The sequence below is a fragment of the Variovorax sp. J31P179 genome (genome assembly GCF_030316985.1).
In the GTDB taxonomy this organism is placed as follows: Bacteria; Pseudomonadota; Gammaproteobacteria; order Burkholderiales; family Burkholderiaceae_C; genus Variovorax; species Variovorax ginsengisoli_B.
The window spans coordinates 632,241-658,562 of record NZ_JASZYL010000002.1 but is presented as its reverse complement, the minus strand read 5'-3'; the positions used below and the strand labels follow the sequence as shown (position 1 = coordinate 658,562).

At 68.4% G+C, this 26,322-nt stretch carries 28 protein-coding genes; 17 read left to right on the top strand and 11 right to left on the bottom strand.

Translation table 11 applies throughout. The features are described 5' to 3' along the window. Positions 1–37 precede the first annotated feature (37 nt). From QTI17_RS07510 to QTI17_RS07490, 5 genes are all read right to left on the bottom strand, one after another. Complete coding sequence (locus QTI17_RS07510; RefSeq protein WP_286531988.1) at positions 38–658, bottom strand: phosphoadenosine phosphosulfate reductase domain-containing protein; 621 nt, start codon at positions 656–658, stop codon at positions 38–40. Then, on the bottom strand, positions 655–1,074 hold the full coding sequence (locus tag QTI17_RS07505; protein WP_286531987.1) for a DUF934 domain-containing protein: 420 nt from the start codon (positions 1,072–1,074) through the stop codon (positions 655–657). Before QTI17_RS07505 ends, QTI17_RS07510 begins: the two co-directional genes overlap by 4 nt. Continuing rightward, positions 1,071–2,849 (bottom strand): nitrite/sulfite reductase, encoded by a 1,779-nt coding sequence (locus tag QTI17_RS07500; protein ID WP_286531986.1) that lies wholly within the window; start codon positions 2,847–2,849, stop codon positions 1,071–1,073. The genes QTI17_RS07505 and QTI17_RS07500 overlap by 4 nt, the downstream gene beginning before the upstream one ends. Before the next feature lie 239 nt (positions 2,850–3,088). Further along, complete coding sequence (locus tag QTI17_RS07495; protein ID WP_286531985.1) at positions 3,089–3,307, bottom strand: CstA-like transporter-associated (seleno)protein; 219 nt, start codon at positions 3,305–3,307, stop codon at positions 3,089–3,091. After that, a complete protein-coding gene (locus QTI17_RS07490) occupies positions 3,304–5,370 on the bottom strand; it encodes a carbon starvation CstA family protein (RefSeq protein WP_286531984.1) in 2,067 nt (688 codons plus the stop codon). The genes QTI17_RS07495 and QTI17_RS07490 overlap by 4 nt, the downstream gene beginning before the upstream one ends. A gap of 223 nt (positions 5,371–5,593) precedes the next feature. On the opposite strand from QTI17_RS07490, the gene QTI17_RS07485 reads away from it, so the two are divergent. Then, entirely contained in the window at positions 5,594–5,857 is a 264-nt protein-coding gene (locus QTI17_RS07485) for a hypothetical protein (RefSeq protein ID WP_286531983.1), read from the top strand. Positions 5,858–5,951: 94 nt separating this feature from the next. Here QTI17_RS07485 and QTI17_RS07480 read toward each other — a convergent pair whose 3' ends face one another. The 5 genes from QTI17_RS07480 to QTI17_RS07460 all read right to left on the bottom strand — a co-directional run bounded on the left by QTI17_RS07480 (position 5,952) and on the right by QTI17_RS07460 (position 11,669). Next, entirely contained in the window at positions 5,952–7,406 is a 1,455-nt protein-coding gene (locus QTI17_RS07480; protein ID WP_286531982.1) for a GntP family permease, read from the bottom strand. Between the two features lie 3 nt (positions 7,407–7,409). Next, positions 7,410–8,423, bottom strand: a complete 1,014-nt coding sequence (locus QTI17_RS07475; RefSeq protein ID WP_286531981.1) for a patatin-like phospholipase family protein — start codon at positions 8,421–8,423, stop codon at positions 7,410–7,412. Positions 8,424–8,584: 161 nt separating this feature from the next. After that, positions 8,585–9,484, bottom strand: a complete 900-nt coding sequence (locus tag QTI17_RS07470) for a transglutaminase family protein (protein ID WP_286531980.1) — start codon at positions 9,482–9,484, stop codon at positions 8,585–8,587. 28 nt (positions 9,485–9,512) lie between these two features. Then, entirely contained in the window at positions 9,513–11,378 is a 1,866-nt protein-coding gene (gene mnmC, locus QTI17_RS07465; protein WP_286531979.1) for a bifunctional tRNA (5-methylaminomethyl-2-thiouridine)(34)-methyltransferase MnmC2/FAD-dependent 5-carboxymethylaminomethyl-2-thiouridine(34) oxidoreductase MnmC1, read from the bottom strand. Between the two features lie 18 nt (positions 11,379–11,396). Further along, entirely contained in the window at positions 11,397–11,669 is a 273-nt protein-coding gene (locus QTI17_RS07460; RefSeq protein ID WP_286531978.1) for an oxidative damage protection protein, read from the bottom strand. A gap of 126 nt (positions 11,670–11,795) precedes the next feature. Between QTI17_RS07460 and QTI17_RS07455 the strand changes: the two genes are divergently transcribed. The 11 genes from QTI17_RS07455 (at position 11,796) to QTI17_RS07405 (ending at position 20,982) form a co-directional block, all read left to right on the top strand. Next, positions 11,796–12,818, top strand: a complete 1,023-nt coding sequence (locus QTI17_RS07455; protein WP_286531977.1) for a sulfate ABC transporter substrate-binding protein — start codon at positions 11,796–11,798, stop codon at positions 12,816–12,818. Positions 12,819–12,825: 7 nt separating this feature from the next. Then, positions 12,826–13,416, top strand: coding sequence for an NADPH-dependent FMN reductase (ssuE, locus tag QTI17_RS07450; RefSeq protein WP_286531976.1), 591 nt, complete (start codon positions 12,826–12,828; stop codon positions 13,414–13,416). 91 nt (positions 13,417–13,507) lie between these two features. Further along, a complete protein-coding gene (locus QTI17_RS07445) occupies positions 13,508–13,648 on the top strand; it encodes a hypothetical protein (protein WP_286531975.1) in 141 nt (46 codons plus the stop codon). A gap of 29 nt (positions 13,649–13,677) precedes the next feature. After that, positions 13,678–14,634 carry a sulfonate ABC transporter substrate-binding protein gene (locus QTI17_RS07440; protein ID WP_286531974.1) on the top strand — a complete coding sequence of 319 codons (957 nt, stop codon included), beginning with the start codon at positions 13,678–13,680 and terminating at the stop codon, positions 14,632–14,634. 13 nt (positions 14,635–14,647) lie between these two features. Further along, on the top strand, positions 14,648–15,817 hold the full coding sequence (ssuD, locus tag QTI17_RS07435; RefSeq protein WP_286531973.1) for an FMNH2-dependent alkanesulfonate monooxygenase: 1,170 nt from the start codon (positions 14,648–14,650) through the stop codon (positions 15,815–15,817). Positions 15,818–15,826: 9 nt separating this feature from the next. Then, entirely contained in the window at positions 15,827–16,660 is an 834-nt protein-coding gene (gene ssuC, locus QTI17_RS07430) for an aliphatic sulfonate ABC transporter permease SsuC (RefSeq protein WP_286531972.1), read from the top strand. Next, positions 16,657–17,484, top strand: coding sequence for an ATP-binding cassette domain-containing protein (locus tag QTI17_RS07425; protein ID WP_286531971.1), 828 nt, complete (start codon positions 16,657–16,659; stop codon positions 17,482–17,484). Before ssuC ends, QTI17_RS07425 begins: the two co-directional genes overlap by 4 nt. Before the next feature lie 40 nt (positions 17,485–17,524). Further along, positions 17,525–17,740: a TOBE domain-containing protein gene (locus tag QTI17_RS07420; RefSeq protein WP_028250350.1), complete on the top strand. Its 216-nt coding sequence runs from the start codon at positions 17,525–17,527 to the stop codon at positions 17,738–17,740. Between the two features lie 174 nt (positions 17,741–17,914). After that, on the top strand, positions 17,915–19,357 hold the full coding sequence (locus QTI17_RS07415; protein ID WP_286531970.1) for an amino acid permease: 1,443 nt from the start codon (positions 17,915–17,917) through the stop codon (positions 19,355–19,357). Between the two features lie 74 nt (positions 19,358–19,431). Further along, a complete protein-coding gene (gene epsC, locus QTI17_RS07410; protein WP_286531969.1) occupies positions 19,432–20,346 on the top strand; it encodes a serine O-acetyltransferase EpsC in 915 nt (304 codons plus the stop codon). Between the two features lie 81 nt (positions 20,347–20,427). Continuing rightward, the gene (locus tag QTI17_RS07405; RefSeq protein ID WP_286531968.1) at positions 20,428–20,982 is read left to right on the top strand and encodes an NADPH-dependent FMN reductase; all 555 of its coding nucleotides are present in this window, start codon (positions 20,428–20,430) and stop codon (positions 20,980–20,982) included. A gap of 84 nt (positions 20,983–21,066) precedes the next feature. Here QTI17_RS07405 and QTI17_RS07400 read toward each other — a convergent pair whose 3' ends face one another. Further along, entirely contained in the window at positions 21,067–21,714 is a 648-nt protein-coding gene (locus QTI17_RS07400) for an FMN-dependent NADH-azoreductase (protein WP_286531967.1), read from the bottom strand. Between the two features lie 129 nt (positions 21,715–21,843). On the opposite strand from QTI17_RS07400, the gene QTI17_RS07395 reads away from it, so the two are divergent. The 5 genes from QTI17_RS07395 (at position 21,844) to cysW (ending at position 26,311) form a co-directional block, all read left to right on the top strand. Further along, a complete protein-coding gene (locus QTI17_RS07395) occupies positions 21,844–22,761 on the top strand; it encodes a LysR family transcriptional regulator (protein ID WP_286531966.1) in 918 nt (305 codons plus the stop codon). A gap of 188 nt (positions 22,762–22,949) precedes the next feature. Beyond that, positions 22,950–23,528, top strand: a complete 579-nt coding sequence (locus QTI17_RS07390; protein ID WP_286531965.1) for an RBBP9/YdeN family alpha/beta hydrolase — start codon at positions 22,950–22,952, stop codon at positions 23,526–23,528. After that, the gene (locus tag QTI17_RS07385; RefSeq protein ID WP_286531964.1) at positions 23,525–24,523 is read left to right on the top strand and encodes a sulfate ABC transporter substrate-binding protein; all 999 of its coding nucleotides are present in this window, start codon (positions 23,525–23,527) and stop codon (positions 24,521–24,523) included. The genes QTI17_RS07390 and QTI17_RS07385 overlap by 4 nt, the downstream gene beginning before the upstream one ends. Next, complete coding sequence (gene cysT / locus QTI17_RS07380; protein ID WP_286531963.1) at positions 24,524–25,411, top strand: sulfate ABC transporter permease subunit CysT; 888 nt, start codon at positions 24,524–24,526, stop codon at positions 25,409–25,411. 3 nt (positions 25,412–25,414) lie between these two features. Then, positions 25,415–26,311, top strand: coding sequence for a sulfate ABC transporter permease subunit CysW (gene cysW / locus QTI17_RS07375; RefSeq protein WP_286527693.1), 897 nt, complete (start codon positions 25,415–25,417; stop codon positions 26,309–26,311). Positions 26,312–26,322: the final 11 nt, after the last annotated feature.

Sequence of the window (26,322 nt, the reverse complement as noted above, 5' to 3'; positions counted from 1 at the left end):
CGATCTTGAATGCGGGGAATCGGTGCGGCGTTGGCGTTCAGTGCGCGAGATGCAGTCCGCACTCGCGGTTGTCTTCGCCCTTGGTCGGGTCCACGTAGTCGAAGTTGTTGGGCAGGCCGTGCGCCTCGCAGTAGGCGTACAGGTCCTTCGACGACCAGTGCAGCAGCGGCGCGACCTTGATCAGGCCGTCCGGATTGACGCTGACCGGGTCCATCTGCGCGCGCACGGCCGTGTCGGTGGCACGCAGCGCGGTGAACCAGATCTTCGGCGCGGTCTCGCGCAGGGCGCGGGCGAAAGGCTCCAGCTTGACCTCTTCCGTGAAGGCGGCGTGGCGCGGATCGTCGAGTGCCGGGGTCGGGCCCTCCACCGCTTCGCGATGCGCGCGCGAGCGGCGCGGCAGGTAGATGTGCAGATCCAGCCCCAACTGTTTCGTCACTTCGTCGGCGAAGCGGTAGGTGGCCTCGGTGTTGTAGCCGTTGTCCATCCAGACCACCGGCACATCGGGTTTCGCGCGCGTGACCATGTGCAGGATCACGGCCTCGAAGGGTCGGAAATTGGTGGTGACGATGGTCGCCTGGCCGAGGCCGATGGCCCAGTCCACCAGCCCCTCGGCGTTGCGGCCGAGTTCGGCGTTGATGCGTGCGAGGTCGATGCTCATGCCGAGGGCTCCGATGCGATCTCGGGTGCCGCGACGAAGTGCGGCGCGGCCTGCACCGCGTCGCCCTGGTAGAAGGCGGCGAAGCGGTCGAACTGGCGCTGGGCGGCCGACGCATCGACGCCTTCCTTGAGCACGGCGCTCGAGAAGCCGGTGCGCTGCATCTGCACCAGCTGGTCGATCAGCACGTCGCCGGTGGCGCGGATGTCGCCCTTGAAGCCCAGGCGGCGGCGCAGCAGGAAGGCCTGGCTGTAGGCGCGGCCGTCGGTGAATTTCGGGAAGTCGAGATCGATGCGCTCGACGTCGTCCAGGCAGACCTCGATCGCCAGCGGATCGGCGTCGTTGGGCAGCTGCAGCACGGTCGGGTCGCCGTTGTCGACATGGTCCTCGGCGGCGATCAGGGTCAGGGTGCGGTTCATGCGGCCACCTCGACCTTGAAGCGGGCGCCGTTGGCGGCGGCCTTGAAGGGTTCGATGCCGACCCGGCGCAGTGCGTCGATGAAGGTCTCGCCGGCTTCGCGGGTGTCGCGGTAGGTGTTGAGCACGGCCTCGATCACGTCGGGCACTTCGGCCGCCGAGAACGACGGGCCGACCACCTTGCCGGCCTGCGCCGCGCCGCTGAGCAGCGAGCCGTCGGAGCCGCCGAGCGTGACCTGGTACCACTCCTTGCCGTCCTTGTCGACGCCGAGGATGCCGATATGGCCGCTGTGGTGGTGGCCGCAGGAGTTGATGCAGCCGCTGATGTGGAGGTCGATCTCGCCGAGGTCGTCGAGTTCGTCGAGGTCCTGGTAGCGCTCGGTGATGGCCTCGGCGATCGGGATCGAGCGTGCGTTGGCCAGGGCGCAGAAGTCGCCGCCCGGGCAGGCGATCATGTCGGTCAGCAGGTGCACGTTGGCGCTGGCGAAGCCGGCCTCGCGGGCGTTGAGCCACAGCGCGTGCAGGTCCTCGGCATGCACCCACGGCAAGAGCAGGTTCTGGTCGTGCGTGACGCGCACCTCGCCGGCGCTGAAGCGGTCGGCCAGCCGGGCGGCGGTGTCGAGCTGGTCGGCCGAGGCATCGCCGGGCGCCTGCAGGCGGCGCTTGAACGACAGCGTCACGGCGCGCAGCGCGGGGTTCTGGTGCGGCGCCACGTTGCGCGCCAGCCAGCGCGCGAACATCACGTCGTCGGCGGCCTGCGCGCGCAGGTCGGCATCGGTGGCCTCGGCGCTGCGGAACACGCGGGTGGCGAGCTGCGGCGGCACGAAGGAGGCGCTCACGCGGTCGAGTTCGGCCTGCGTGATGGTGTGCGGCGCACCGTCGTGCTCGATGACCTGCTTGTACTCGGCTTCGACGTCGTCGATGTAGCGCTGGCCCTCGGCCTTGACCAGGATCTTGATGCGCGCCTTGTAGATGTTGTCGCGCCGGCCGTAGCGGTTGTAGACCCGGATCACCGCTTCGAGGTAATTCATGATCTGGTTCCAGGGCAGGAACTCGCGCAGCACGGTGCCGATGATCGGCGTGCGGCCCATGCCGCCGCCCACCTGCACGCGGAAGCCCAGCTCGCCGGCCTCGTTCTTGACCAGGTGCAGGCCGACGTCGTGCCAGCCGGTGGCGGCGCGGTCTTCCTTGGCGCCGGTGATGGCGATCTTGAACTTGCGCGGCAGGAAGGCGAACTCGGGGTGCAGCGTGCTCCACTGCCGCATGATCTCGGCGAAGGGGCGCGGGTCGGCGATCTCGTCGACCGCGATGCCGGCGCGCTCGTCGCTCGTGATGTTGCGGATGCAGTTGCCGCTGGTCTGGATGCCGTGCATGTCGACCGAGGCCAGCAGGTCCATCACGTCGGCCGACTTGGACAGCGGGATCCAGTTGTACTGCACGTTCTGGCGCGTCGTGAAGTGGGCGTAGTGGGTCGGCAGCTTGTGCGTGCCGAGCTTGCCTTGCGTGGCCAGCGCGTGCTTGTAGACCTCGGCCTCGGGCTCGTCGTACTCGCGGGCGATCTTCGCCAGCACGCGCAGCTGGCGGCTCGACAGTTCGCCGTAGGGCACGGCCACCCGCAGCATCGGCGCGTAGCGCTGGACGTACCAGCCGTTCTGCAGGCGCAGCGGCCGGAACTCGTCCTCGGCGAGCTTGCCGCTCTGCCATCGCTCCAGCTGGTCGCGGAATTGCGCGGCGCGCAGGTGCACGAACTGGCGGTCGAAATCAGTGTATTGGTACATCGTGTGTCAGTTGCTGGAAGGCGGCGCGTCCACCGCACGTCAAAGCGAGCGTGGAATGTAAGAGCGAGCCTTATGGAAACAAACTATTTTTTGGTTCGCGCCTTATGCGGATAAGCTTATTCGCCAGTCCCCATGCGGGTTTGCGGGCGATTCGAGTGCGCTTCCGGATAAGGCGGAAGCGCTGGGGAACCGTCGATTCTAGGAAAGGGCGCGGCGTCGTGCAGGGCGCCGCCGGCCGCTCAGCAGCAGCGCCCCACGCCCTGGCCGTAGCGGCGCTCGATCACCTTGGCGCAGTAGTCGTCGCGCGAGAGCACCGGCGCCCCGGGATGAAGCTGGGCCGCGTGTTCCAGGTAGCGCTCGTAGTCGGGCATGCCGAAGACCTGCCGGCAGGCCGAGCAGAGGCTCTGCCAGCGGCGGCCCAGCGAGCGCTCGGCCTCGGGATTGCCGGCGTCGTTCACGGCATCGCTCCCTGCGGCCCGCTCATCGGCGGGATCTCCTGCGCCGTCGGCCTGGACTGCTTCAGGGCCTGCAGGCAGATCTTGGCGGCGAACACGCACATCGCGACCACCAGCAGCACGAAGAAGCCGCAGACCACGGCGTCGAGCGTGTTGTTGAAGGCCACGCGCTGCATCTCGGCGATCGACTTGGCCGGTGCGATCAGCGTGCCTTGCGCGGCCGCATCGCCGAACTTGCGCGCCAGTGCCAGGAAGCCGATGGCCGGGTCGGGGTGGAAGATCTTCTGGACGCCGGCGGTCAGTGTCGTGACCAGCAGCCAGGCGGTCGGCGCCAGCGTGACCCACACGTAGCGTTCGCGCTTCATCTTCACGAGCACGCTGGTGCACAGCAGCAGCGCGATGCCGGCCAGCATCTGGTTGCCGACGCCGAACAGCTGCCACAGCGTGTTGATGCCGCCGAGCGGATCGACCACGCCCTGGTACAGAAAGTAGCCCCAGAGCCCGACGCACAGCAGCGTCGCGACGATGTTGGCGGGCAGGAACTCGGTGTCGCCCAGCGGCTTGTAGACGTGGCCCAGCATGTCCTGGATCATGAAGCGGCCCACGCGCGTGCCGGCATCGACCGCGGTCAGGATGAAGAGGGCCTCGAACAGGATCGCGAAGTGGTACCAGAAGGCCTCCATCGACTTGCCGCCGAAGGCCTGGCCGAGGATCTGCGCCATGCCCACCGCCAAGGTAGGCGCGCCGCCGGCGCGCGACAGGATGCTGGTCTCGCCGATATCGATCGCGGTCTGGTTGATGAGCTCGGGCGTGATCGTGAAGCCCCAGCCCGAGATCACCTCGGCCGCGTGGGCCGCGGTGGTGCCGATCACCGCCGCCGGCGCATTCATCGCGAAATAGATGCCGGGGTCGAGCACGCTGGCGGCCGTCAGCGCCATCACCGCGACGAAGGACTCGGCCAGCATGCCGCCGAAGCCGATGAAGCGCATGTGCGACTCTTTCTCGACCATCTTCGGCGTCGTGCCCGACGAGATCAGGGCGTGGAAACCCGACACCGAGCCGCAGGCGATGGTGATGAACAGGAACGGGAACAGCTTGCCCGAGAACACCGGCCCGCTGCCGTCGATGAAGCGGGTGGTTGCCGGCATCGCCAGCAGCGGCGCGACGTAGTAGATGCCCAGCGCCAGCGCCACGATGGTGCCGATCTTGAGGAAGGTGCTGAGGTAGTCGCGCGGCGCCAGCATCAGCCAGACCGGCAGGCTGGCCGCGATGGCGCCGTAGACGATCAGCGCCCAGGCCAGCTGCGGGCCGGTGAGGGTGAACCACGGCGCCCAGGTGGCGCTCTCGGCCACCGCCCGGCCGAGGAAGATCGATGCCAGCAGCAGCACCACGCCGAACACCGAGGCCTCGCCGACCCGGCCGGGCCGGATGATGCGCATGTAGACGCCCATCAGCAGCGCGATCGGGATGGTGGCGAAGATCGTGAACAGGCCCCAGGGGCTGCCGGTGAGCGCCTTCACGACGATCAGCGCCAGCACCGCCAGGATGATGATCATGATCGCCAGCACGCCGACCAGCGCCAGCGTGCCGGGCACCGGGCCGAGTTCCATCTTGATCATCTCGCCGAGCGACTTGCCGTCGCGCCGCACCGAGGCGAACAGCACGATGAAGTCCTGCACCGCGCCGGCCAGCACCACGCCCGAGAGGATCCACAGCGTGCCGGGCAGGTAGCCCATCTGCGCCGCCAGCACCGGCCCGACCAGCGGCCCGGCGCCCGCGATGGCCGCGAAGTGGTGGCCGTAGAGCACCCACTTGTTGGTCGGCACGTAGTCCATGCCGTCGTTGTGGCGCAGCGCCGGCGTGACGCGCGTGTCGTCCAGCCGCAGCACCTTGTCGGCGATGAACTTGCTGTAGAAGCGGTAGGCGATGAAGTAGACGCACAGCGCCGCGGTCACCAGCCAGACCGCGTTGACGCTCTCGCCCCGGCCCAATGCCAGCGCTGCGAACGAGAAGGCGCCGAGGATGGCGATCGCCGGCCACAGCAGCAGGGAGGTCAGCTTGTTCATGGCGCGGCTCCTGTTGGCAAAGCCGCCGGTTCGGACATGACCGTCGGCATGTCTCCTTCGGCGGCTGCCATCTTCCTGCCGCGGCGGCGCCGGCGCAAGGCGCAGATTGAATCGGATTGCGACTGCCCGGATCGGATAGCGCCTAAGCCATATGGACCGGGGCGCGCCCAAGCCCTAATGTTGGTTAGTAGCTAAGTAGTACAAATAACAACTGGGAGTTGCCGTGCATCGGTCGAAAAGAGGACAGCTGGCGAAGCTGAGGGGCGAGATGGTGCGCTGCCGCCTGGCCGTGGTCGCCGCGCGCGAAGAGATGATCGAGTCGCTCGGCGACTTCATGTGCGGCAGCGGCACGCCGCCGGGCCTGGAGGACATCCGGGCGCTCGAGCGCCTCTGCGAAGCGCAGGAGGAGGCCGAGACGGCCTATGCACGCCGGCTGGCGGCGCCGCCGGAGCACCACCCGGCCGCGTTGCGGCTGCGGGTGGGGTGATTCCAGGCCGGCGCCGGGCCGCCCCAAGGCGGCCTGCGGCCCCCTCGGGGGGGCAGCGACCCACACGCAGTGGGGGAGCGTGGGGGCCAAGTCCTCAGAAGGAGCCGACTGTCGAGCCGAGCACGATGACGGCGATCAGCGCGATCAGCGCACCGACGATGCCGACCATCACGATGTCGAAATAGCTCTCGCCGTGCTTGGTGCCGCAGACCGCCAGCAGCGTGACGACCGCGCCGTTGTGCGGCAGGCTGTCGAGGGTGCCGGCGCCGATCACCGCCACCCGGTGCATCAGCGCCGGATCGAGGCCGGTGGTGGCGGCCAGCTGCATGAAGGTGCCACCCAGCGCATCGAGCGCGATCGTCAGGCCGCCCGATGCCGAGCCGGTGAGGGCGGCCAGGATGTTGGTCGACAGCGCCAGCGAGACCAGCGGCCCGCCGCCGATGCCCAGCACCCATTCGCGCACCAGTTCGAAGGCCGGCATGGCGGCCACCACGGCGCCGAAGCCGACCAGGCTGGCGACGCAGACCACCGGCAGCACCGAGGCATTGGCGCCGGCATCGACCGTGGCGCGCAGCGAAGGCAGGCGCTTCCAGTTCAGCGCGACCAGCACCAACATGGCCGCGGCCAGCGCCACCAGCACCGCCCAGACGCCGCCGACGTTGGCCAGGCCGATGCCGCCGAAGCGGGCCTCGGCCAGGTAGTCGGTGTTCATGCGTGGCAGCACCACCAGTGCCATCAGCAGGTTGACGACCACCACCACCACCAGCGGCGCCAGGGCCGCCACGATGCCGGGCTGGCCGCTGCCGTGCTCGCCGTGCTGGACTTCGGCCGGGTCGAAGCTGCCGGCGGTGGTGGCGCGCTCGCGCACCACGGGGTCTTCGGCGGCATCGATGTGGGCCTCCGAGTCCAGGGTGCCGAAGCTCTCGCCGGCCGCGCGGGCCTTGGCCTCGGCGCGCCGAAGCCACCACATCCCGAAGCCCAGCATGATCGCCGAGGCGATCACGCCCAGGCCGGGCGCGGCGAAGGCCGTGGTGCCGAAGAAGGGCATCGGGATCGCGTTCTGGATGGCGGGCGTGCCGGGCAGCGCCGACATCGTGAAGGTCGAGGTGCCGAGCGCGATCGCCGCCGGCATCAGGCGGGCCGGGATGTTCGCGGCCCGGAACAGGGCCTGCGCCATCGGGGCCAGCACGAAGAAGGCGACGAACAGGCTGACGCCGCCGTAGGTGACCAGGGCACCGGCCAGCACCACCGCGAGCATCGCGCGCTGGGGCCCGAGCTTCTCGGTCATGAAGCGGGCGATGGTCTGGACCGAGCCGCTGTCGTCCATCAGCTTGCCGAACACGGCGCCGAGCAGGAACAGCGGGAAGAAGCTGGCCAGGAAGCCGGCCGCCGAACCCATGAAGGTCTGGGTCCAGTGGGCGAGCAGCGGCTCGCCGGCGAACAGTGCCGCGATCAGCGCCGCGGCCGGTGCCAGCACCAGCACGCTCCAGCCCCGGTAGGAGAGCCAGATCAGCAGCCCGAGGCCGATGAAGATGCCTGCGAGTCCCATGGCTCAGACCCCTTCGAGCAGGGCTTCGAGGTCGAGCGTCGAGCGCTTGCCGATGTCGCCCTTGTGGGCGTCGAGGAAGGCTTGCGCCGAGCGCCGGCCTTCATCGCGCAGCTGGCACAGGAAGGGCCACTCCGAGATCATCTTGGACGAGGCGCCGAGCGCCAGCATGGCGTCGGTGGCGATGCGGTGGATGCGCATTCGGGCCCAGGCTGCGCCTTCGCCGTGCCCCGGGTCGGCCACCTGGTGCAGCAGCGCGATCATGCGCAGCTCCTTGAGCAGCGGTGAGTTGAAGGACAGTTCGTTGAGCCGGTTGTTGATCTCGGTGGCGCTGCGCGGAACGCCCGCCCGCTCGACCGGGTTGATCTGGATCAGCAGGGTGTCGCTCGACTGGCATTCGCGGATCAGCGGCGTCATCGTCGGGTTGCCGGCATAGCCGCCGTCCCAGTACGGATCGCCGTCGATCTCGACCGCGTGGAACATGGTCGGCAGGCAGGCCGAGGCCAGCAGCACGTCGGGCGTCAGCTCGGCGTTGCGGAACACCCGGCCGCGGCCGGTGCGCACGTTGGTGGCGGTCACGAAGAGCTTGATCGGCGATGCCGAGAGGCGGTCGAAGTCGATCAGGTCCGACAGGATGCCGCGCAGCGGGTTCATGCCGCGCGGATTGAGGTCGTAGGGCGACCAGAGGCGGGTGGCCAGGTCGGCGGCGATGAAGGCCGGCGAGTTGTCGAGCGTCCAGGTGCCGCTGAGCATGTCCATCCAGCTGCGCTTGAAGGGGCTGTACTTGGCGGCATCCGAGACGCCGCGCCAGAACCTGTCGAGCGATTCGCGCGCGCCTTCGGCCCCGCCCGCCGCGTGGCCGGATGCCAGCGCCGCCGCGTTCATGGCGCCGGCCGAGGTGCCCGAGATGCCGTCCAGCTGCAGCCAGGGTTCTTCGAGCAGGCGGTCGAGGACGCCCCAGGTGAAGGCGCCGTGCGAGCCGCCGCCCTGCAAGGCCAGGTCGATGGGAAAAGTCTTCAATCAGAACCTCCGAAGTGAGGACAGTGTCCCGGCACCGCGTGTCGGAACAGTGTCATCAGCAAGAACCGCGCCCAGGAAAAGGCGCCGGAAGCCACTTTAAGTGCCGGCCGGTCGTTGCGGCAAGGTCTTCGTCGGGCTTGCGGTCGGACGGTTTTTGACGGTCAGCCCGAGATTCGCCGCACTACCACGGTCGCTTCCAGCCCCTCGTAGGCCTCGGGCTCGCCGTACCAGCTGCCCGAGATCGGCGCCGCCAGCGCCGGGTCGCGTGCCACGCCGACCCGGATCAGCTGGGCGCCGCCCATGAGGTTGTTGGTGGGATCGAAGGCGATCCAGCCGGCGCCCGGCAGGTAGGCGTGCAGCCACGCATGCGTGCTGCCGGCGCCGCTGACGGCCTGCCCCGGCTCGGCGGGCGCGCCGGTGTCGAGCGCCGCGTCGTAGATGTAGCCGGAGACGAAGCGGGTGGCGATGCCGAGGCGGCGCGCAGCCTCCATCATCAGCAGCGCGTAGTCGCGGCAGCTGCCGCTGCCGAGCGTGAGCGTCTCCAGCGGCGTCTGCGTGCCTTCCTCGTCGCGGGCGGCATAGCGCAGGCTCTGGCCGATGTGCGCGTTCATGCGGGCAAGCACGTCGCGCGTGTTGTTCGGCTGGTCGGTGTGCAGGAACTGGTGGGCCCAGCGGATCAGCGTGCCGTCCGGATCGTCGTGGTGCGGCCGCAGGTAGTGCTCGAGGTCGAGCCGGTCCTCCAGCGAATAGGCGAAGGGCAGCACCTCGGCGCCCGGGTCCAGCGCCAGTTCGTCGATCGGCGTCGGCAGGTGCTCGATGGTGAACGAACAGACGATGCGCAGTTCGCGCGCCTCGCCCATGGGCTGCACCAGCGCCACCGAATTGGAGTGCGGGTCGTGAATCATCCGCACATAGGCATCGGGACTCACCACCAGGTCGGTCGCCAGCACCCGCAGGTCGTGGCTGTCGCGCGGCCTGAACATCACGCGGTGCAGCCCGAAGGTGACGGGCGTCTTGTAGCGGTAGACGGTGGTGTGGGTGATGTCGTAGCGGACGGCCATGGGCCATTGTGGACCCGCAAGGGCTTGGCTAGAAAGCCTCGCTCTCGCGCCAGGCGCGCTCGGTGCCCAGGGCGGCCGCGAGCTTGGCCGGCAGCGGCAGGGGCTCGCCATGCCACTGCGCGGCCAGCAGCTCGGCGCACAGCGCGGCGAAGCTGAGGCCGCGTGAGCCGAGCGCGGTGCAGAGCCAGACGCCGTCGGCCGTCCCGGGCCCGAGCGGGCCGACCAGCGGCCGGCGGTCCGCCGAGGCGCAGCGCACCCCGGTCCAGGTCCGGGTGGCGCCGGTCGCGAACTGCCCGTCGAGCCGTGCTGCGGTTTCAGGCAGCAGCCGTGCCAGCCGCTCGCGATTGAATGCTGTGTCGGCGCTGCGCGGCGCGGCATCGGTGCTGTCGCGGTCGAAGGTGGCGCCGACGAACCAGCCCGGGCCCTCCGGGCCGGGCACGTCGGCGATCAGGTGGCCGTCGCCGTTCACGGGCGCTTCGGGCAGGCCCAGGCCATCCGTCATGCGGCCCGATTCGACCTGGCCGCGCACCGGCTGCAGCGGGTATTCGGGCGCCAGCGCGCGGCTTTCGAAGCCGGCGGCGACGACCACCCGGTCGGCCTCGGCCAGCGATCGGCCGTCGGCGTCGCGCAGCACCCAGCGCGGCGCGCCGGTGCCGCCGGCTTCGATGCGCGCCACGCGGCAGCCCATCCGCAGCGTGATGCCGGGCCGCGCGAGCCAGGCGTCGACCAGGCGCGCCGGCCGCACCCAGCCGGCGCGCGCATGCCAGAGGGCGGCCGAAGCGGCCGGCAGGCCCGCGGCCAGCAGCCGGTCCGGATCAGCCCGCCAGCTTTCATTGGGTCCCGCGGCCGACCAGCCGGGCGGCAGGCGGTCGTCGCCGTCGGTGCGCCGCTCGAGCACGCCGCTGGCGCGCCAGTCCGAGCCCTCGGCCAGCCATTGTTCGAGCTGCTGCCAGGTGGCGCGGATCCCGGCGCGGGTCAGGCGCGAGAGCAGGGCGTCGTCGGGAGAGACATGCGGCGCCAGCAGCCCGGCCGGCAGGCTGGAAGCCCCCGAAGCCGGCCGCTGGGCGGCATCGAGCACCTCGACCTGCCAGCCGCGGCGCGCCAGGCTGGCCGCGACCGCGGCGCCGGCCAGACCGGCGCCGACCACGGCACAGCGCCCGGCGGCGAGCGGCGCCGCCTCAGGGCCGCGCCGGCGCACTTCCCAGGTCGGTTCGAACACGCCCTGCAGGCAGTCGCGCTTGGGTGGCATGCCGGGTGCCCTGGTCAGCTGGAAGCCGCACTGGGCCAGCGCATCGCAGACCGCCCGGGCGATGGTCCAGGTCGCGACCCGCGTGCCGCGGCGGGCGAAGCGCGAGACCGCCTTGAGGGTGTCGGCAGACCACATGGCGGGGTTGCGCTGCGGGCTGAAGCCGTCGAGAAAGAGGCTGTCGGCCTCGAAGCGTTGTGCGCGCAGCATCGGCTGAACGTCGCCGATGCACAGCGTGAGCAGCACCTGGCCGGCGTCGAACCAGAGCCGGTGAAAGCCCGGCAGCAGGCCGTGCCACTGCGACGCGAGTTGCACCGCCTGCGGCAGCAGGTCGGGATAGGCCTGGGCCGCACGCAGCAGGTCGTCGCGCGAGACGGGAAAGGCCTCGATCGACACGAAATGCAGCAGCCGAGGCCGCTGCGGGTCGCGCCGCCAGGCCTGCCAGGTTGTCAGGAAATTGAGCCCGAAACCGAAGCCGGTTTCGAGAATCCGCCATTGCGGCGCTTCGGCCCAGGCGGCGGGCAGCCCGCAGCCACCGAGGAACACATGCCTGGCCTGCGCGGGCGCGCCGCTTTCAGAGTGGTAGATGTCGTCGAAGCGCGCGCTGCGCGGAATGCCGTCCGCGCGCCAGTCGACGGGCTCGGCCACGGCAGGGGAGCCTTCGGCTCAGGCCGGTGGCGGCACGTAGCCCTGCGCCACGTCGGCGCCTTCGCCGAAGAAGTGCTTTTCCATCTGGCGCGCCAGGTATTGGCGGGCCCGCGCGTCGGCCAGGTTGAGCCGGTTCTCGTTGACCAGCATGGTCTGCTGCTTGAGCCAGGCGGCCCAGGCTTCCTTGCTGACGTTCTCCCACAGCCGCTTGCCCAGTTCGCCGGGATAGGGCGGGAAATCGAGTCCTTCGGCTTCTTTGCCGAGCTTGATGCACTGAACCATGCGAGCCATTTGGATTCCTCTGGGGTGTCTTAGTTGTTTTAGCTATTTAGAACTGAGAACTCAGTCGTTCTCTATTCCATATGCCGTAATCAGAATACGTGGCTTCAGCTTTATGCCTATCAAGAGCACAAGACCATGAGCCTTCGCCGCGACTTTATCAAGCTTTCCCTCGGCGCCGCCGCCGCCGCCAGCTTCGCCCTGACCGCAATGCCGTCGTTCGCGCAAAGCGTGAACCTGCTCAACGTCTCGTACGACCCGACCCGCGAGCTGTACGTGGACTACAACCAGGTCTTCGCCAAGTACTGGAAGGCCAAGACCGGCCAGGACGTGACGATCAAGCAGTCGCACGGCGGCTCGGGCAAGCAGGCCCGCTCGATCATCGACGGCATCGATGCCGATGTCGCCACCCTGGCCCTGGCCGGCGACACCGACGCGCTCGTCACCCACGGCGGCCTGGTCAAGCCCGACTGGCAGAAGCGGCTGCCGCACAACTCGGCACCCTACACCTCGACCATTGTCTTTCTCGTCAAGAAGGGCAATCCGAAGGGCCTGAAGGACTGGGATGACCTGGTCAAGCCCGGCGTGCAGGTGATCACGCCGAATCCGAAGACCTCGGGCGGCGCGCGCTGGAACTACCTGGCGGCGTGGGAGTTCGCCAAGCGCAAGTACGGCGGCGACGACAAGGCCAAGGAATTCGTCGGCAAGTTGTACAAGAACGTGCCGGTGCTCGACACCGGCGCCCGTGGCTCGACCATCACCTTCGTGCAGCGCGGCGTCGGCGACGTGCTGCTGGCCTGGGAGAACGAGGCCTTCCTGGCGCTGAAGGAATTCGGTCCGGAGAAGTTCGACATCGTCGTCCCGTCGATCAGCATCTTGGCCGAGCCCACCGTCGCGGTGGTCGACAAGGTGGTCGACAAGAAGGGCACGCGCGCCGTGGCCGAGGAATACCTGAAGTACCTGTACTCGGACGAAGGCCAGGACGTCGCCGGCCGCAACTACTACCGCCCGACCTCCGACAAGGCCAAGGCCAAGTACGCGTCGCAGTTCCCGAAGCTCACGCTGTTCACGATCGACGATGCCTTCGGCGGCTGGACCAAGGCCGACAAGGCGCACTTCGCCGACGGCGGCTCGTTCGACCAGATCTACCTGAGCAAGTGATTTCGCCATGACGGTGCTTCTCATTGCCGGCAGTCCCTCCGCACCATCGCGTTCGGCGGTGCTCCTCGACGCGGTCGCGGCGCGGCTGGCCGAGCGCGCCGTGCCGGTCGAACGGCTGGCGATCCGCGAACTGGCGGCCCACGCGCTGCTGCTCGGCGAGGCCTCGCACCCGTCGGTGCAGCAGGCGGTCGAGCAGGTGCGGCGGGCCGACGTGGTGGTGATCGCGACGCCGGTCTACAAGGCGGCGTACAGCGGCGTGCTGAAGGTCTTCCTGGACCTGCTGCCGCAGTCGGCGCTGAAGGGCAAGACGGTGCTGCCCCTGGCCACCGGCGGCAGTCCGCACCACATGCTGGCGCTCGACTATGCGCTGCGCCCGGTGCTGCAGTCGCTGGCGGCGCGGCAGATCCTGCCCGGCGTCTATGCCACCGACGGCCAGGTCACGCTGCAGCCCGAAGGCGCCTACCAGCTGCAGGCCGAGCTCGCGCAGCGGCTCGACGAAGCCGTCGACACGCTGGCCAGCGAAGGGCTCAAGCTGCAGTCGCCGGCGCGCTGGGGCTTCGAGCCCGTCGCGTTCTCGCAGGTGCGATGTAGCGTCTGACGGCGCGCTCTGCGCCGCCTCACTCCAACCCTCTCGATTCGCGCTCATCGCCGCACGGCGGCGAGGGAGCGCCCGTGCCTGAAAGAAATCCATGCCACCCGTTCCGACCGACCTCTTCCAGCCCCGCCGCAGCATCCGCACACGGCTGGCCGACCTCGCGATCAGCGTCGCCGTGGTGGCCGCGATCGCGCTGATCACGGGCTTCCTCGCCGCCACTTCGGCCACGTCGTGACATCGACCTTACCCATCGAAAGCACTTCAATGACCTCGCATTCGCATTCGCATTCGTCCAGTCGCCGCCGACTGATCCAGGGCGCCGCCGCCGCCGTCACGCTGCCCGCGCTCGCCGCCTGGGCCCAGGCCCCCGCGCGCACGCTGCGCATCGGCAACCAGAAGGGCAACCTGAGCCTGCTCAAGGGCCGCGGCACGCTGGAGAAGCGGCTCGCGCCGCTCGGTGTTGCCGTCAAGTGGACCGAGTTCACGGCCGGCCCGGTGCAGCTCGAGGCGCTCAACGTCGGCTCGATCGACTTCGGCGATGTCGGCGAAGCGCCGCCGATCTTCGCGCAGGCCGCCGGCGCGCCGCTGGCCTATGTCGCGGCCACGCAGCCGCGGCCGCAGTCCGAGGCGGTGATCGTGCCGAAGGGGTCGGCGATCCAGTCGGTGAAGGATCTCAAGGGCCGGAAGGTGGCGCTCAACAAGGGCAGCAACGTCCATTACTTCCTGGTCAAGCTGCTCGAGAAGCACGGCCTGGCCTACGGCGACGTCAGCGTCGTCTTCCTGCCGCCGGCCGACGCGCGCGCCGCCTTCGAGAAGGGTTCGATCGACGCCTGGGTGATCTGGGACCCGTTCCTGGCCGCGGCGCAGAAGACGCTCGATGCGCGCCTGCTCGCGGACGCCACCGGCGTGGTCGGCAACCGGGCCTTCTATTTTTCGTCGCTCGACTACGCGGGCAAGAACGCCGACGTGATCAAGATCCTGATCGAGGAGCTCGACAAGGTCGATCAGTGGGCGCAGGCCAACAGGGGCGCCTTCGCGGCCGAACTCGCGGCCCTCTGGGGCCTGCCGCAACCGGTGGTCGAGCTGTCGGTGTCGCGCACCCCGTTCGGCACCGGGCCGATCACCAAGGCGATCCTCGGCGAGCAGCAGCAGATCGCCGACACCTTCCTTGCGCTCGGGCTGATTCCCAAGAAGATCAACCTGCTCGAAGCCGCCGTCTGAGGAGCCCGTGCCCATGCAAGTCTTCTGGTTCCTCCCCACCCACGGCGACAGCCGCTACCTCGGCACCGCCGAAGGCGCGCGCCCGGTCGACCTGGCATATCTGCAGCAGATTGCCGGCGCGGCCGATTCGCTCGGCTACGAAGGCGTGCTGATTCCCACCGGGCGCTCTTGCGAGGACCCGTGGGTCATCGCCTCCAGCCTGATCGGCGCGACCCGGCGGCTCAAGTTCCTGGTCGCGGTGCGGCCCGGGCTGCACCAGCCCAGCCTGGCCGCGCGCATGGCGGCCACCTTCGACCGGCTCTCGGGCGGGCGGCTGCTGGTGAACCTCGTGACCGGCGGCGACCAGGCCGAGCTCGAAGGCGATGGCGTGTCCCTTGGGCATGCCGAGCGCTACGAACAGTCGGCCGAGTTCATCCGCATCTGGCGCGAGATCATCGCCAGGAGCCACGACAGCCAGAGCTTCGACTACGACGGCAAGCACCTGAGCGTGAAAGGCGCGAAGCTGCTGTTCCCGCCGGTCCAGAAGCCGTACCCGCCGGTGTGGTTCGGCGGCTCGTCGGCGCCGGCGCACGAGCTCGCGGCCGACCAGGTCGATGCCTACCTCACGTGGGGCGAGCCGCCCGCCGAGGTCGCGAAGAAGATCGCCGACGTCCGCCAACGCGCACAGGGCAAGGGCAGGGCGGTCAAGTTCGGCATCCGCCTGCACGTCATCGTGCGCGAGACCGAGGACGAAGCCTGGCGCGCCGCCGAATCGCTGATCAGCCGGGTCGACGACGAGACCGTGATCCGGGCCCAGGCCGCCTTCGCGCGGATGGACTCAGAAGGCCAGCGCCGGATGGCTGCGTTGCATGCCGGCGGTGCGAAACGCAGCCGCGCCGATCTCGAGATCAGTCCCAACCTCTGGGCCGGCGTCGGCCTGGTGCGCGGCGGCGCGGGCACTGCGCTGGTCGGCGATCCGAAGACCGTGGCGGCGCGCATCGAAGAGTACGCGGCGCTGGGCATCGACAACTTCATCCTCTCGGGCTATCCGCATCTGGAGGAGTCCTACCGCTTTGCGGAGCTGGTGTTCCCGCTGCTGCCGCGCAAGCAGCGGCCGGGCCTGCCGGGCCAGGTCCTGAGCGGGCCTTTCGGCGAGGTCGTCGCCAATCTCGATGCGCCATCGCGCCTCGCCGCGCAAAGCTGAGGAGATCGAATGAACCAACAAGTGCAGGTATTGCCGGTGGCTGCGCCGTCGCTTAATGGCGCCCGGACCTTCGCGGCCGGCGTGCTGCGCCGCCTGGTGCCGTGGCTGGTGCCGGTCGGGCTGATCGTCGCCTGGCAGATCGCCTCGTCGCTGGGCTGGCTGTCGACCCGCGTGCTGCCGGCGCCGATCGACGTGCTCAAGGCCGCATGGCGGCTGACCGCGTCGGGCGAGCTCTGGACCCACGTGAAGGTCAGCGCCGCGCGGGCGCTGGCCGGCCTCGCGATCGGCGGCGGCCTCGGGCTCGCGCTGGGCCTGCTCACGGGCTCGGTGCGCTTCTTCGAGACGCTGCTCGACTCGACCATCCAGATGGTGCGCAACATCCCGGCGCTGGCCCTGATCCCGCTGGTGATCCTGTGGTTCGGCATCGACGAATCGGCCAAGCTGTTCCTGATCGCGGTGTCGGTGTTCTTCCCGATCTACCTCAACACTTTCCACGGCATCCGCAATGTCGATCCGCAGCTGATCGAGATGGGCCGCACCTACGGCCTCACCCGTTGGCAGCTCTACAAGGAAGTGATCCTGCCGGGCGCGATGTCCTCGATCCTGGTCGGCCTGCGCTTCTCGCTGGGCCTGATGTGGGTGATCCTGATCGTGGCCGAGACGATCTCGGCGCAGTCGGGCATCGGCTATCTCACGATGAATGCGCGCGAGTTCCTGCAGACCGACATCGTGCTGGTGGGGATCCTGCTGTATGCGCTGCTCGGCAAGCTGGCCGACCTGTTCGCGCGCGGACTTGAACGCTGGTGGCTGCGCTGGCACCCGGCTTATGGAGTGACGAAATGAGTGCAGTGCTTCAACAGACCCCAGAGGACGCCGGCGGCGTGCGCCTCGACATCCGTTCCCTGCGCAAGCGCTACGGCGAGCGCGAGGTGCTGCGCAACACGCAGCTGCATATCGAGCCCGGCCAGTTCATCGCCATCGTGGGCCGCAGCGGCTGCGGCAAGAGCACCTTGCTGCGCCTGGTGGCCGGCCTGGAGGAGGCCACCGAAGGCACGCTGCAGGTCGACGGCAAGGCCATCGACGGCCTGCACGACGACACGCGGATCATGTTCCAGGAAGCGCGCCTGCTGCCCTGGCGTCGCGTCATCGACAACGTCACCCTCGGGCTGCCGCCCGAGAGCCGGCGGCGCGGCGACGAGGTGCTGGCGCAGGTCGGCCTGGCCGAGCGGCGCGGCGAATGGCCGGCGCGGCTGTCGGGCGGCCAGCGGCAGCGCGTCGCGCTCGCCCGCGCGCTGGTGCACCGGCCGCGGCTGCTGCTGCTCGACGAGCCGCTGGGGGCGCTCGACGCGCTGACCCGCATCGAGATGCACCGGCTCATCGAAGGGCTGTGGCTGCGCCATCGCTTCACGGCGCTGCTGGTCACGCACGACGTGCAGGAGGCGGTGGCGCTGGCCGACCGCGTGATCCTGATCGAGGACGGCCGCATCGCGCTCGACGAGAACATCACGCTCGCCAGGCCGCGCTCGCAGGGCGATGCGGCGTTCGCGGCGATCGAGAAACGCATCCTCGACCGCGTACTGCAGAAGCCCGCCGACAACGAAGCCGAACCCGCCAACGACACCCGTTGGGCCGACGGACCCGCGCACGTGCTGCGCTGGGCCGTCTGACCCCCCGTTTTTTCACCCACCCATCCAAAGGAGTTTTTTCATGTCCATCCAGGCCATCAATGTGCGCAACCAGTTCAAGGGCAAGGTCCGCGAGATCATCCGCGGCGATGTCGTCTCCGAAGTCGACGTCGAGACCGCGTGGGGCATCGTGACCTCGGTGATCACCACGCGCTCGGTCGACGAACTGCAGCTCAAGCCCGGCTCCGACGTCGTCGCGCTGGTGAAGTCGACCGAGGTGTCGATCGCCAAGCTCTGAGCCTCGTGCAGGTAGAGAGTCCCGATTCGGGCTCTTCTCGGGCTTACCCTGTATAGACATGTATATCTATTAATCGAGAATCGGCGCAGCCGTGTTTCTGCCACCTTGAATCGAAAGGAAGCCTATGCCCACTGTCTGATCCGCACCGTGAGTCAACCAAGGGAGAAACAAAAAATGAAAGTTGCACAAGACAAAGAGTTGAAGCAGGGGCTGAATCGCCGCCACATCCTGTTCATCGCGTTGGGTTCGGCCATCGGCACCGGGCTTTTCTACGGCTCCGCCAAGGCGATCCAACTGGCGGGGCCTTCGGTCATCCTCGCCTACCTGCTGGCCGGGGCCGCGGTCTTCATCGTGATGCGGGCGCTGGGGGAGATGGTGCTCCACCAGCCGCTGCCCGGTTCCTTCGGCGGCTATGCCAGCCACTACATGAGCCCGCTCGCGGGCTTCCTGACCGGCTGGACCTACATCATCGAGATGGTGCTGGTCTGCATCGCCGACGTGATCGCGTTCTCGATCTACATGGGGCTCTGGTTTCCAGACGTTCCACCGTGGCTGTGGTCGCTCGGGATCACGCTGATCATTGCCGGCCTGAACCTCTGTGCCGTGAAGATGTTCGGCGAGATGGAATTCTGGCTGTCGCTGATCAAGGTGGTCGCGATCTGCTCGATGATCGCCGGCGGGGCCTGGATCATCTTCTTCGGCTTCACCTCGACGGCTTCCGACGGCACTGCGGTCCGCAACGCGGCCACCGGCATCTCGAACCTCTGGTCGCATGGCGGCTGGTTCCCGAATGGCTTGCTGGGTTTCGTCTCGGCCTTCGCGGTGGTGATGTTCGCCTTCGGCGGCATCGAGATCATCGGCCTGACAGCCGCCGAGGCGCAGCAGCCCGAGAAGAACATCCCGCGCGCGATCAACAGCGTGCCGTCGCGCATCCTGATCTTCTACGTGGGCACGATGTTCGTCCTGATGTCGATCTACCCATGGAACGAGATCACCGGGGCAAGCAGCCCGCTGGTCCAGATCTTCGGCAGCATCGGCGTCTCGTCGGCGGCCCATGTCCTGAACGTGGTGGTGATCACCGCCGCGGTGTCGGCGATCAACAGCGACCTGTTCGGTGCCGCCCGGATGATGTATGGCCTGGCCAAGCACAAGCATGCGCCCGACGCGCTCGGCGTCGTCTCACGGACCGGGGTGCCCGTGGTCCCGGTGATCGTGATGCTCGCGGCCATGCTGGCCGGCGTGCTGCTGCACAAGCTCTATCCGGAAGGACTGTTCTTCATCGTCGCCGCGATGGCGACTTTCGCCACGGTCTGGGTCTGGCTGATGATCCTGTTGTCGCACTGGTGCATGCGCAGGAAGATGCTGAAGGAGGAAGTGAGGGGGCTCAAGTTCCCGGTGCCCTGGTGGCCCGTCGCGCCGGCGACCGCCATCGGCTTCCTGGTCCTCACGATCGTCCTGCTCGGCGTCAACGAGGCCTCGCGGCCAGCGCTCTACGGCGGGGTCCTGTGGGTCGCCGGGATGTCGTTCGTCTATTGGAAGTTCGTCAGGGAGAAAGAGATTCCGCTCACAACCCTGGCCGAAGTCGATGGGCCGCCCGGCGTCAGAAGGCATTTCTGAAGCCAAGAAACCCGCCCGCCGTGGGGTCTTGCGCGATGGTGCATCGTCGGGACCCCACGACTGGAGGAGTTCGCATGTCTTTGTTCGATGTCAGCGCGATCGTCAGCGCGCTGCATGATGCGCGCGACGAATGGCGCGATTCGCAGCGGCGCTCGCGCGAGCCCGGCAGCCGCGAGTTCCCGTCGCGCGAGGCGCTGGCGGAGATCGTCGAGTCGCTCAAGGGCGCGCTGTTCCCGATGCGCCTCGGCCCGCCCGACCTGCGCCATGAGAGCGAGGATTTCTATGTCGGCTACACGCTCGACTCGGCACTCAACGCACTGCTGAACCAGGCCCGGCTCGAACTGCGCTACACGGCGCGCCACGAGCCGCGCGCGGCCGAGGACATCGACGCCCAGGCCGGCGCCGCGGTGCGCGAGTTCGCCGCCGCGCTGCCGGGCATCCGCCGCCTGCTCGACGGCGACGTGCTGGCGGCCTTCCAGGGCGACCCGGCGGCACGCAGCGTCGACGAGGTGCTGCTGTGCTATCCGGGCATCCTGGCCATGATCCACCACCGGATCGCGCACCAGCTCTACCGCCTCGGCCTGCCGCTGCTGGCACGCATCGCGGCCGAGCTGGCGCATGGCCAGACCGGCATCGACATCCACCCGGGCGCGCAGATCGACGCCGGTTTCTTCATCGACCACGGCACGGGCGTGGTGATCGGCGAGACCGCGGTGATCGGCAAGCGCGTGCGCATCTACCAGGCCGTCACGCTGGGCGCCAAGCGCTTTCCGACCGATGCCGAGGGCAACCTGCAAAAGGGCCTGCCGCGCCATCCGGTGGTCGAGGACGACGTCGTGATCTATGCCGGCGCGACCATCCTGGGCCGCGTGACGCTGGGCAAGGGCGCGACCATCGGCGGCAACGTCTGGATCACCGACGACGTGCCGCCAGGCGCCGGCGTGACGCAGGCCAGCCTGCAGAATGCGCCGCAGCGGCGGCCGGTCTGAGGCGTTTTTCTTGCAGCCGGCGTATCGTGCGGCCTGCAGGATTCGTCTTTGTCTTCTTCAACCCGTACTCAAGGAGTCTTCATGAGCCAGAAAAAGATCGCTGTCGTCATCGGCAGCCTGCGCAAGGATTCGCTGAACCGCAAGCTGGCGCTCGCGATCGCGCATCTCGCGCCGGAGGATTTCACCTTCGAGCATGTGCGCATCGACGACCTGCCGCTGTACAACCAGGACGACGACGGCAAGCAGGCGCCATCGGTGTTGCGCCTGAAGACCGAGATCGCGGCCGCGGACGGCCTGCTGTTCGTGACGCCCGAATACAACCGCTCGATTCCGGGCGTGCTCAAGAATGCGCTCGACAACGCCTCCCGGCCCTACGGCCAAAGCGCCTGGGCCGGCAAGCCGGCCGGGGTGGTGGGGGTGTCGGTGGGCACGGTCGGCACCGCCGCGGCGCAGCAGCACCTGCGGCCCATCCTGGCCTACCTCGACGTCCCGACGATGGGCCAGCCCGAGGTCTTCATCCAGAACAAGGAAGGCCTGTTCGACGACAAGGGCCATGTCGCCGAAGGCAGCAAGCAGTTCCTGCAGAGCTGGGTCGACAAGTACGTGGCCTGGATCAAGACCCACACCGGAAAGTAAGGCGCCACAACGCCAAAGGGACGGCCCGCTCGATGCGGGTCGTCCCTTTGGTTGGACCGGACGCGCGATGCGTCCGGTGCGGGATCAGGCAGCCAGCGTGGCCTGGTCCTGGTTGGCGGCCTTGCCGGTCGCGACGGCGATGTCGGCGCGGGCGGCTTGCAGCGCGGCGGCCTTCGCCGCGTCGCCCATCCCGATGCCTTCGGCGCGCACGAACCGCACGTCGGTGATGCCGAAGAAGCCGAAGATCACCTTCAGGTAGCTCTCCTGGTGCTCCATCGCCTGGCCGCCTTCGCTGGTGGAGTACATGCCGCCGCGGGTCGAGGCCACGATCACGGTCTTGCCGGTCGCCAGGCCGACCGGGCCCTTGTCGGTGTACTTGAAGGTGCGGCCGGTCTGCGCCAGGCGGTCGATCCAGGCCTTGAGCTGGGTCGGCACCGTGAAGTTGTAGAGCGGGGCGCCGATGACGATCACGTCGGCCGCCAGGAACTGCGTCACCAGCCGTTCGGAGACTTCGTTCTCGCGGCGCTGGGCGTCGGTCGGCTCGGCCTGGACACCGACCTTGATGCCGAGCGCATCGGCGCTGAAATGGTTGGGGGTGTCGACCGCGAGGTCGAGGTAGTCGACCGTGGTGTGCGGGTGCGCCTTGCGCCAGTCGGCGACGATTTCGGCGGTGAGCTGGCGGGAGACGGAGTTGGTTCCGAGAACGCTGGAATCGACGTGCAGGAGTTTCATGATCATTGCTTTCTTTGAAAGCGCCGGCACTGGAATCGGTCGGCGTGGGATGAATTCTATTTTTGCGGCGATTGATTGATAAGTCTGCAAAAATGGCTTAGTTCGTCCCACAAATAGGACAATGAGCCGATGCAAGACCTGAACGACATGGTGTTTTTTGCCGAGGTCGCCGAACGCGGGGGCTTCGCGGCCGCCAGCCGGGCACTCGGCGTGCCGAAGTCCCGCCTGTCGCGGCGGGTGGCCGACCTCGAGGCCCAGCTCGGCGTCCAGCTGATGCAGCGCAGCACCCGGCGCCTGTCGCTGACGCCGGCCGGCGAGATCTACCTCAAGCACTGCGCGGCGATGCGCGATGCCGCGCAAGCGGCGGCCGAGGCGGTGGCCCAGATCCAGACCGAGCCGAGCGGCACGGTGCGGCTGAGCTGTCCGGTGACGCTGGCGCACAGCAGCGTCGGGCCGCTGCTGCCGGAATTCATGCAGCGCTATCCGCAGGTCCGGGTCGAGATGCGGGTGCTGAACCGGCCGGTGGATCCGGTCGAGGAGGGCGTCGACCTGGCCCTGCGGGTACGTCCGGCGATCGAGGACAGCGCCACCCTGGTGGCGAAGAATTTCGGCGTCAGCCGCGGCCTCCTGGTCGCCAGCCCCGACCTGATGCGCCGCCAGGGTCCGGTGGCGCTGCCGGCCGATCTCTCCAGGCTCGACAGCGTCGCCATGTCGACCGGCGAGGGCCGGGCCAGCTGGCGGCTCGAAGGCCCGAGCGGCAAGGTGATCGTGCACACCCACGCGCCGCGCTATGTGGCCGACGACCTCCTGACGCTCAAGTTCGCCGTGATGCAGGGGGTTGGCGCCTCGGTCATGCCCGACTACATGTGCCACCGCGAGATCAGCGCCGGCCGGCTGGTCGAGGTGCTGCCGGGCTGGGGGCCGGCGCCGGGGATTTGCCACGTCGTGTTCCCGGCACGCCGTGCGCTGGTGCCGGCGGTGCGCCGCCTGATCGATTTCCTGGCCGAAAACCTCGACGGGGCGGAGCCGCACCATCTGGCGGAATGAGGCGCTTATGTCCAAAAAGCCATATTCAAACAAGTAGATATTCGTTTGTCGTTGAAGCGATGGTTCGGACAATGGCGCTCCCACCCGGAACAACGAGAACCACCATGCCCACCTTGCGCCTCGGCGACACCGCCGCCGTCTTCACCCGTGTCCGCGCCTGACGCGGCCGACGAGCAAGCAGGCGGCGCGTGAGCAAACCGACGATCGTCATCGTGCCGGGCTGGCGCGATTCCGGCCCCGGCCATTGGCAGAGCCTGTGGGCCGAGCGCATGCAGGGCGCGGTGCGGGTGGTGCAGGACGACTGGGTCACGCCGAGCCGCGCCGCCTGGGTGGCCACGCTCGAGAAACTGGTGCTCGACAGCCCGGGCCCGGTGATCGTCGCCGCCCACAGCCTCGGCTGCATCGCGACCACCCACCTGTCGGAGGCGGCCGCGGCGCGCATCCAGGGCGCGCTGCTGGTCGCGCCGGCCGACCCCGAGCGCCGCGCCGTGTTGAGCGATTTCGCCCCCGTGCCCTTTGCCCCGCTGCCTTACCGCAGCATCCTGGTGGCGAGCAGCAATGACCCTTTCTGCCCGGTGCGGCTGGCCGGCGCCTATGCCCGGGCATGGGGCAGCGAATTCGTTCGGATGCAGAATGCCGGCCACATCAACATCGAATCCGGACACGGCGACTGGCCCCTGGGCCTGGCGCTGCTCCAATCGCTGACCGACGAGCCGACCACGCTGATGGCCGGCCGCAAGAATCCAGAACCCTTGGCAACCCTATGACTTCCAGAATCAAGACCCTCATCGGCACGCTGGTGCTCGCCGCCAGCGGCGCCGCATCGGCCCAGACCCTGCTCAACGCCTCGTACGACGTGGCGCGCGAGTTCTACAAGGACTACAACGCCGCCTTCGTCGCCAACTACAAGAAGACCACCGGCAAAGAGGTCAAGATCGACCAGTCGCATGGCGGCTCGAGCGCCCAGGCGCGGGCCGTGGCCGACGGCCTCGACGCCGACGTGGTGACCATGAACACCTCGACCGACATCGACTTCCTGGCCAATGCCGGCGTGGTCGCCAAGGACTGGCCCAAGCGCTTCCCATACAACGCCTCGCCGACCACTTCGACGATGCTGTTCCTGACCCGCAACGGCAACCCGAAGGGCATCAAGGACTGGGACGACCTGATCAAGCCCGGCGTCCAGGTCGTGGTCGTGAACCCGAAGACCGGCGGCAACGGGCGCTACGCCTACCTGGCGGCCTGGGGCTACGTGAAAAAGAAGGGCGGCACCGACGCCCAGGCGGCCGAGTTTGTCGGCAAGCTGTTCAAGAACGTGCCGATCCTGGCGCGCGGCGGACGCGATGCCACCACCGCCTTCCTGCAGCGCAACATCGGCGACGTGCTGATCACCTTCGAATCCGAAGTGGTGTCGATCGACCGCGAGTTCGGCTCGGGCAAGGTCGACGCGGTGTATCCGTCGATCAGCATCCTGGCCGAGAACCCGGTCGCGATCGTCGAGCGCACGGTCAACAAGAAGGGCACCGGCGAACTGGCCAAGGCCTACCTCGACTACCTCTATTCGGATGAAGCGCAGGAGATCGCCGCCAAGCATGCGCTGCGCCCGCGTTCCGAGGCCGTGCTCAAGAAGAACGCCGCGACCTTCAAGCCGCTGCAGCTGTTCACGGTGCAGGAACTGTTCGGCAGCCTGTCCGAAGCGCAGAAGGTGCACTTCAACGACGGTGGGCAGTTCGACAAGCTGTACACGCCTGGCGCCAAGTAAATGAGCGGTGCTGCTACATCGGCGCTGTCGTCTGCGGCAGCGCCGCTTGCGTCTGGCGGCGGCCACGGCGTTTCGCGCCGCGTGCTGCCCGGCTTCCACCTCACGCTCGGCTATGCGGTGCTCTACCTGAGCCTGATCGTGCTGATCCCGCTTTCGGCGCTGGTCTTCAAGACCTTCACCATGAGCTGGGAGCATTTCTGGGTGGCGGTGACCGCGCCGCGCGTGATGGCTTCGTACCGGCTGACCTTCGGCGCCTCGCTGATCGCGGCACTGGTCAACCTGGTGTTCGGGCTGCTGGTGGCCTGGGTGCTGGTGCGCTACAAGTTCCCGGGCAAGCGCATCGTCGACGCGCTGGTCGACCTGCCATTCGCGCTGCCCACCGCGGTGGCCGGCATCTCGCTGACCGCACTGCTGGCCGGCAATGGCTGGGTCGGCCAGTTCCTCGAACCGCTCGGCATCAAGCTGGCCTTCACGCCGGCCGGCGTCGTGATCGCGCTGATCTTCATCGGCCTGCCGTTCGTGGTGCGCACGGTGCAGCCGGTGCTCGAAGACACCGAGAAAGAACTCGAAGAGGCCGCCACCAGCCTCGGCGCGACCCGGCTGCAGACCTTCACCAAGGTGATCCTGCCGTCGATCATGCCGGCGCTCCTGACCGGCTTCGCGATGGCCTTCGCGCGTGCGATCGGCGAATACGGCTCGGTGATCTTCATCGCCGGCAACATGCCGATGATCTCGGAGATCACGCCGCTGATCATCATCGGCAAGCTCGAGCAGTACGACTACGCGGGCGCCACCGCGGTGGCGCTGGTGATGCTGGTGATCTCGTTCCTGCTGCTGCTGGTCATCAACGGCCTGCAGGGCTGGAAGCGGCGCCGGTCGGAGGCTTGAGCCATGAGCGCACCTTCGAAAACCATCCGCCGCGTGCAGGCCGGCACCACCGAGTCGGCCTGGGTTCGCCGCACCTTGATCGGCATCGCGCTGGCCTTCATGTTCCTGTTCCTGGTGCTGCCGCTGGCAGCGGTCGCGGCCGAGGCGCTGCGCAAGGGCGTCGGCGCCTACCTCGAGGCGCTCAAGGAGCCCGATGCCTGGGCGGCGATCCGCCTGACCCTGCTGACGGCCGCCATCGCGGTGCCGCTGAACCTGGTCTTCGGCGTCGCCGCGGCCTGGGCCATCGCCAAGTTCGAGTTCCGCGGCAAAGCGGTCCTGACGACGCTGGTCGACCTGCCGTTCGCGGTGTCGCCGGTGGTGGCGGGCCTGATCTACGTGCTGGTGTTCGGCGCCCAGGGCTGGTTCGGCCCCTGGCTGCAGGCACACGACATCAAGATCATCTTCGCCGTGCCCGGCATCGTGCTGGCGACCGTGTTCGTGACCTTTCCGTTCATCGCCCGCGAGTTGATCCCGCTGATGCAGGCTCAGGGCACCGACGAGGAGCAGGCGGCGATCGTGCTCGGCGCGACCGGCTGGCAGACCTTCTGGCGCGTCACCTTGCCCAACATCAAGTGGGGCCTGCTGTACGGGGTGATCCTGTGCAACGCCCGGGCGATGGGCGAGTTCGGCGCGGTGTCGGTGGTCTCGGGCCACATCCGCGGCCAGACCAACACCATGCCGCTGCACGTCGAAGTGCTCTACAACGAATACCAGTCGGTGGCCGCCTTCGCGGTGGCCTCGCTGCTGGCCATCCTGGCGCTGGTCACGCTGGTGATCAAGTCGGTCATCGAATGGCGCCACGAGCGCGAGATGAAGGCGATCGCCGAGCTGCCGCCGGAACGTCCGACGCCGGCCGCCTGAAAGAGAGAAAT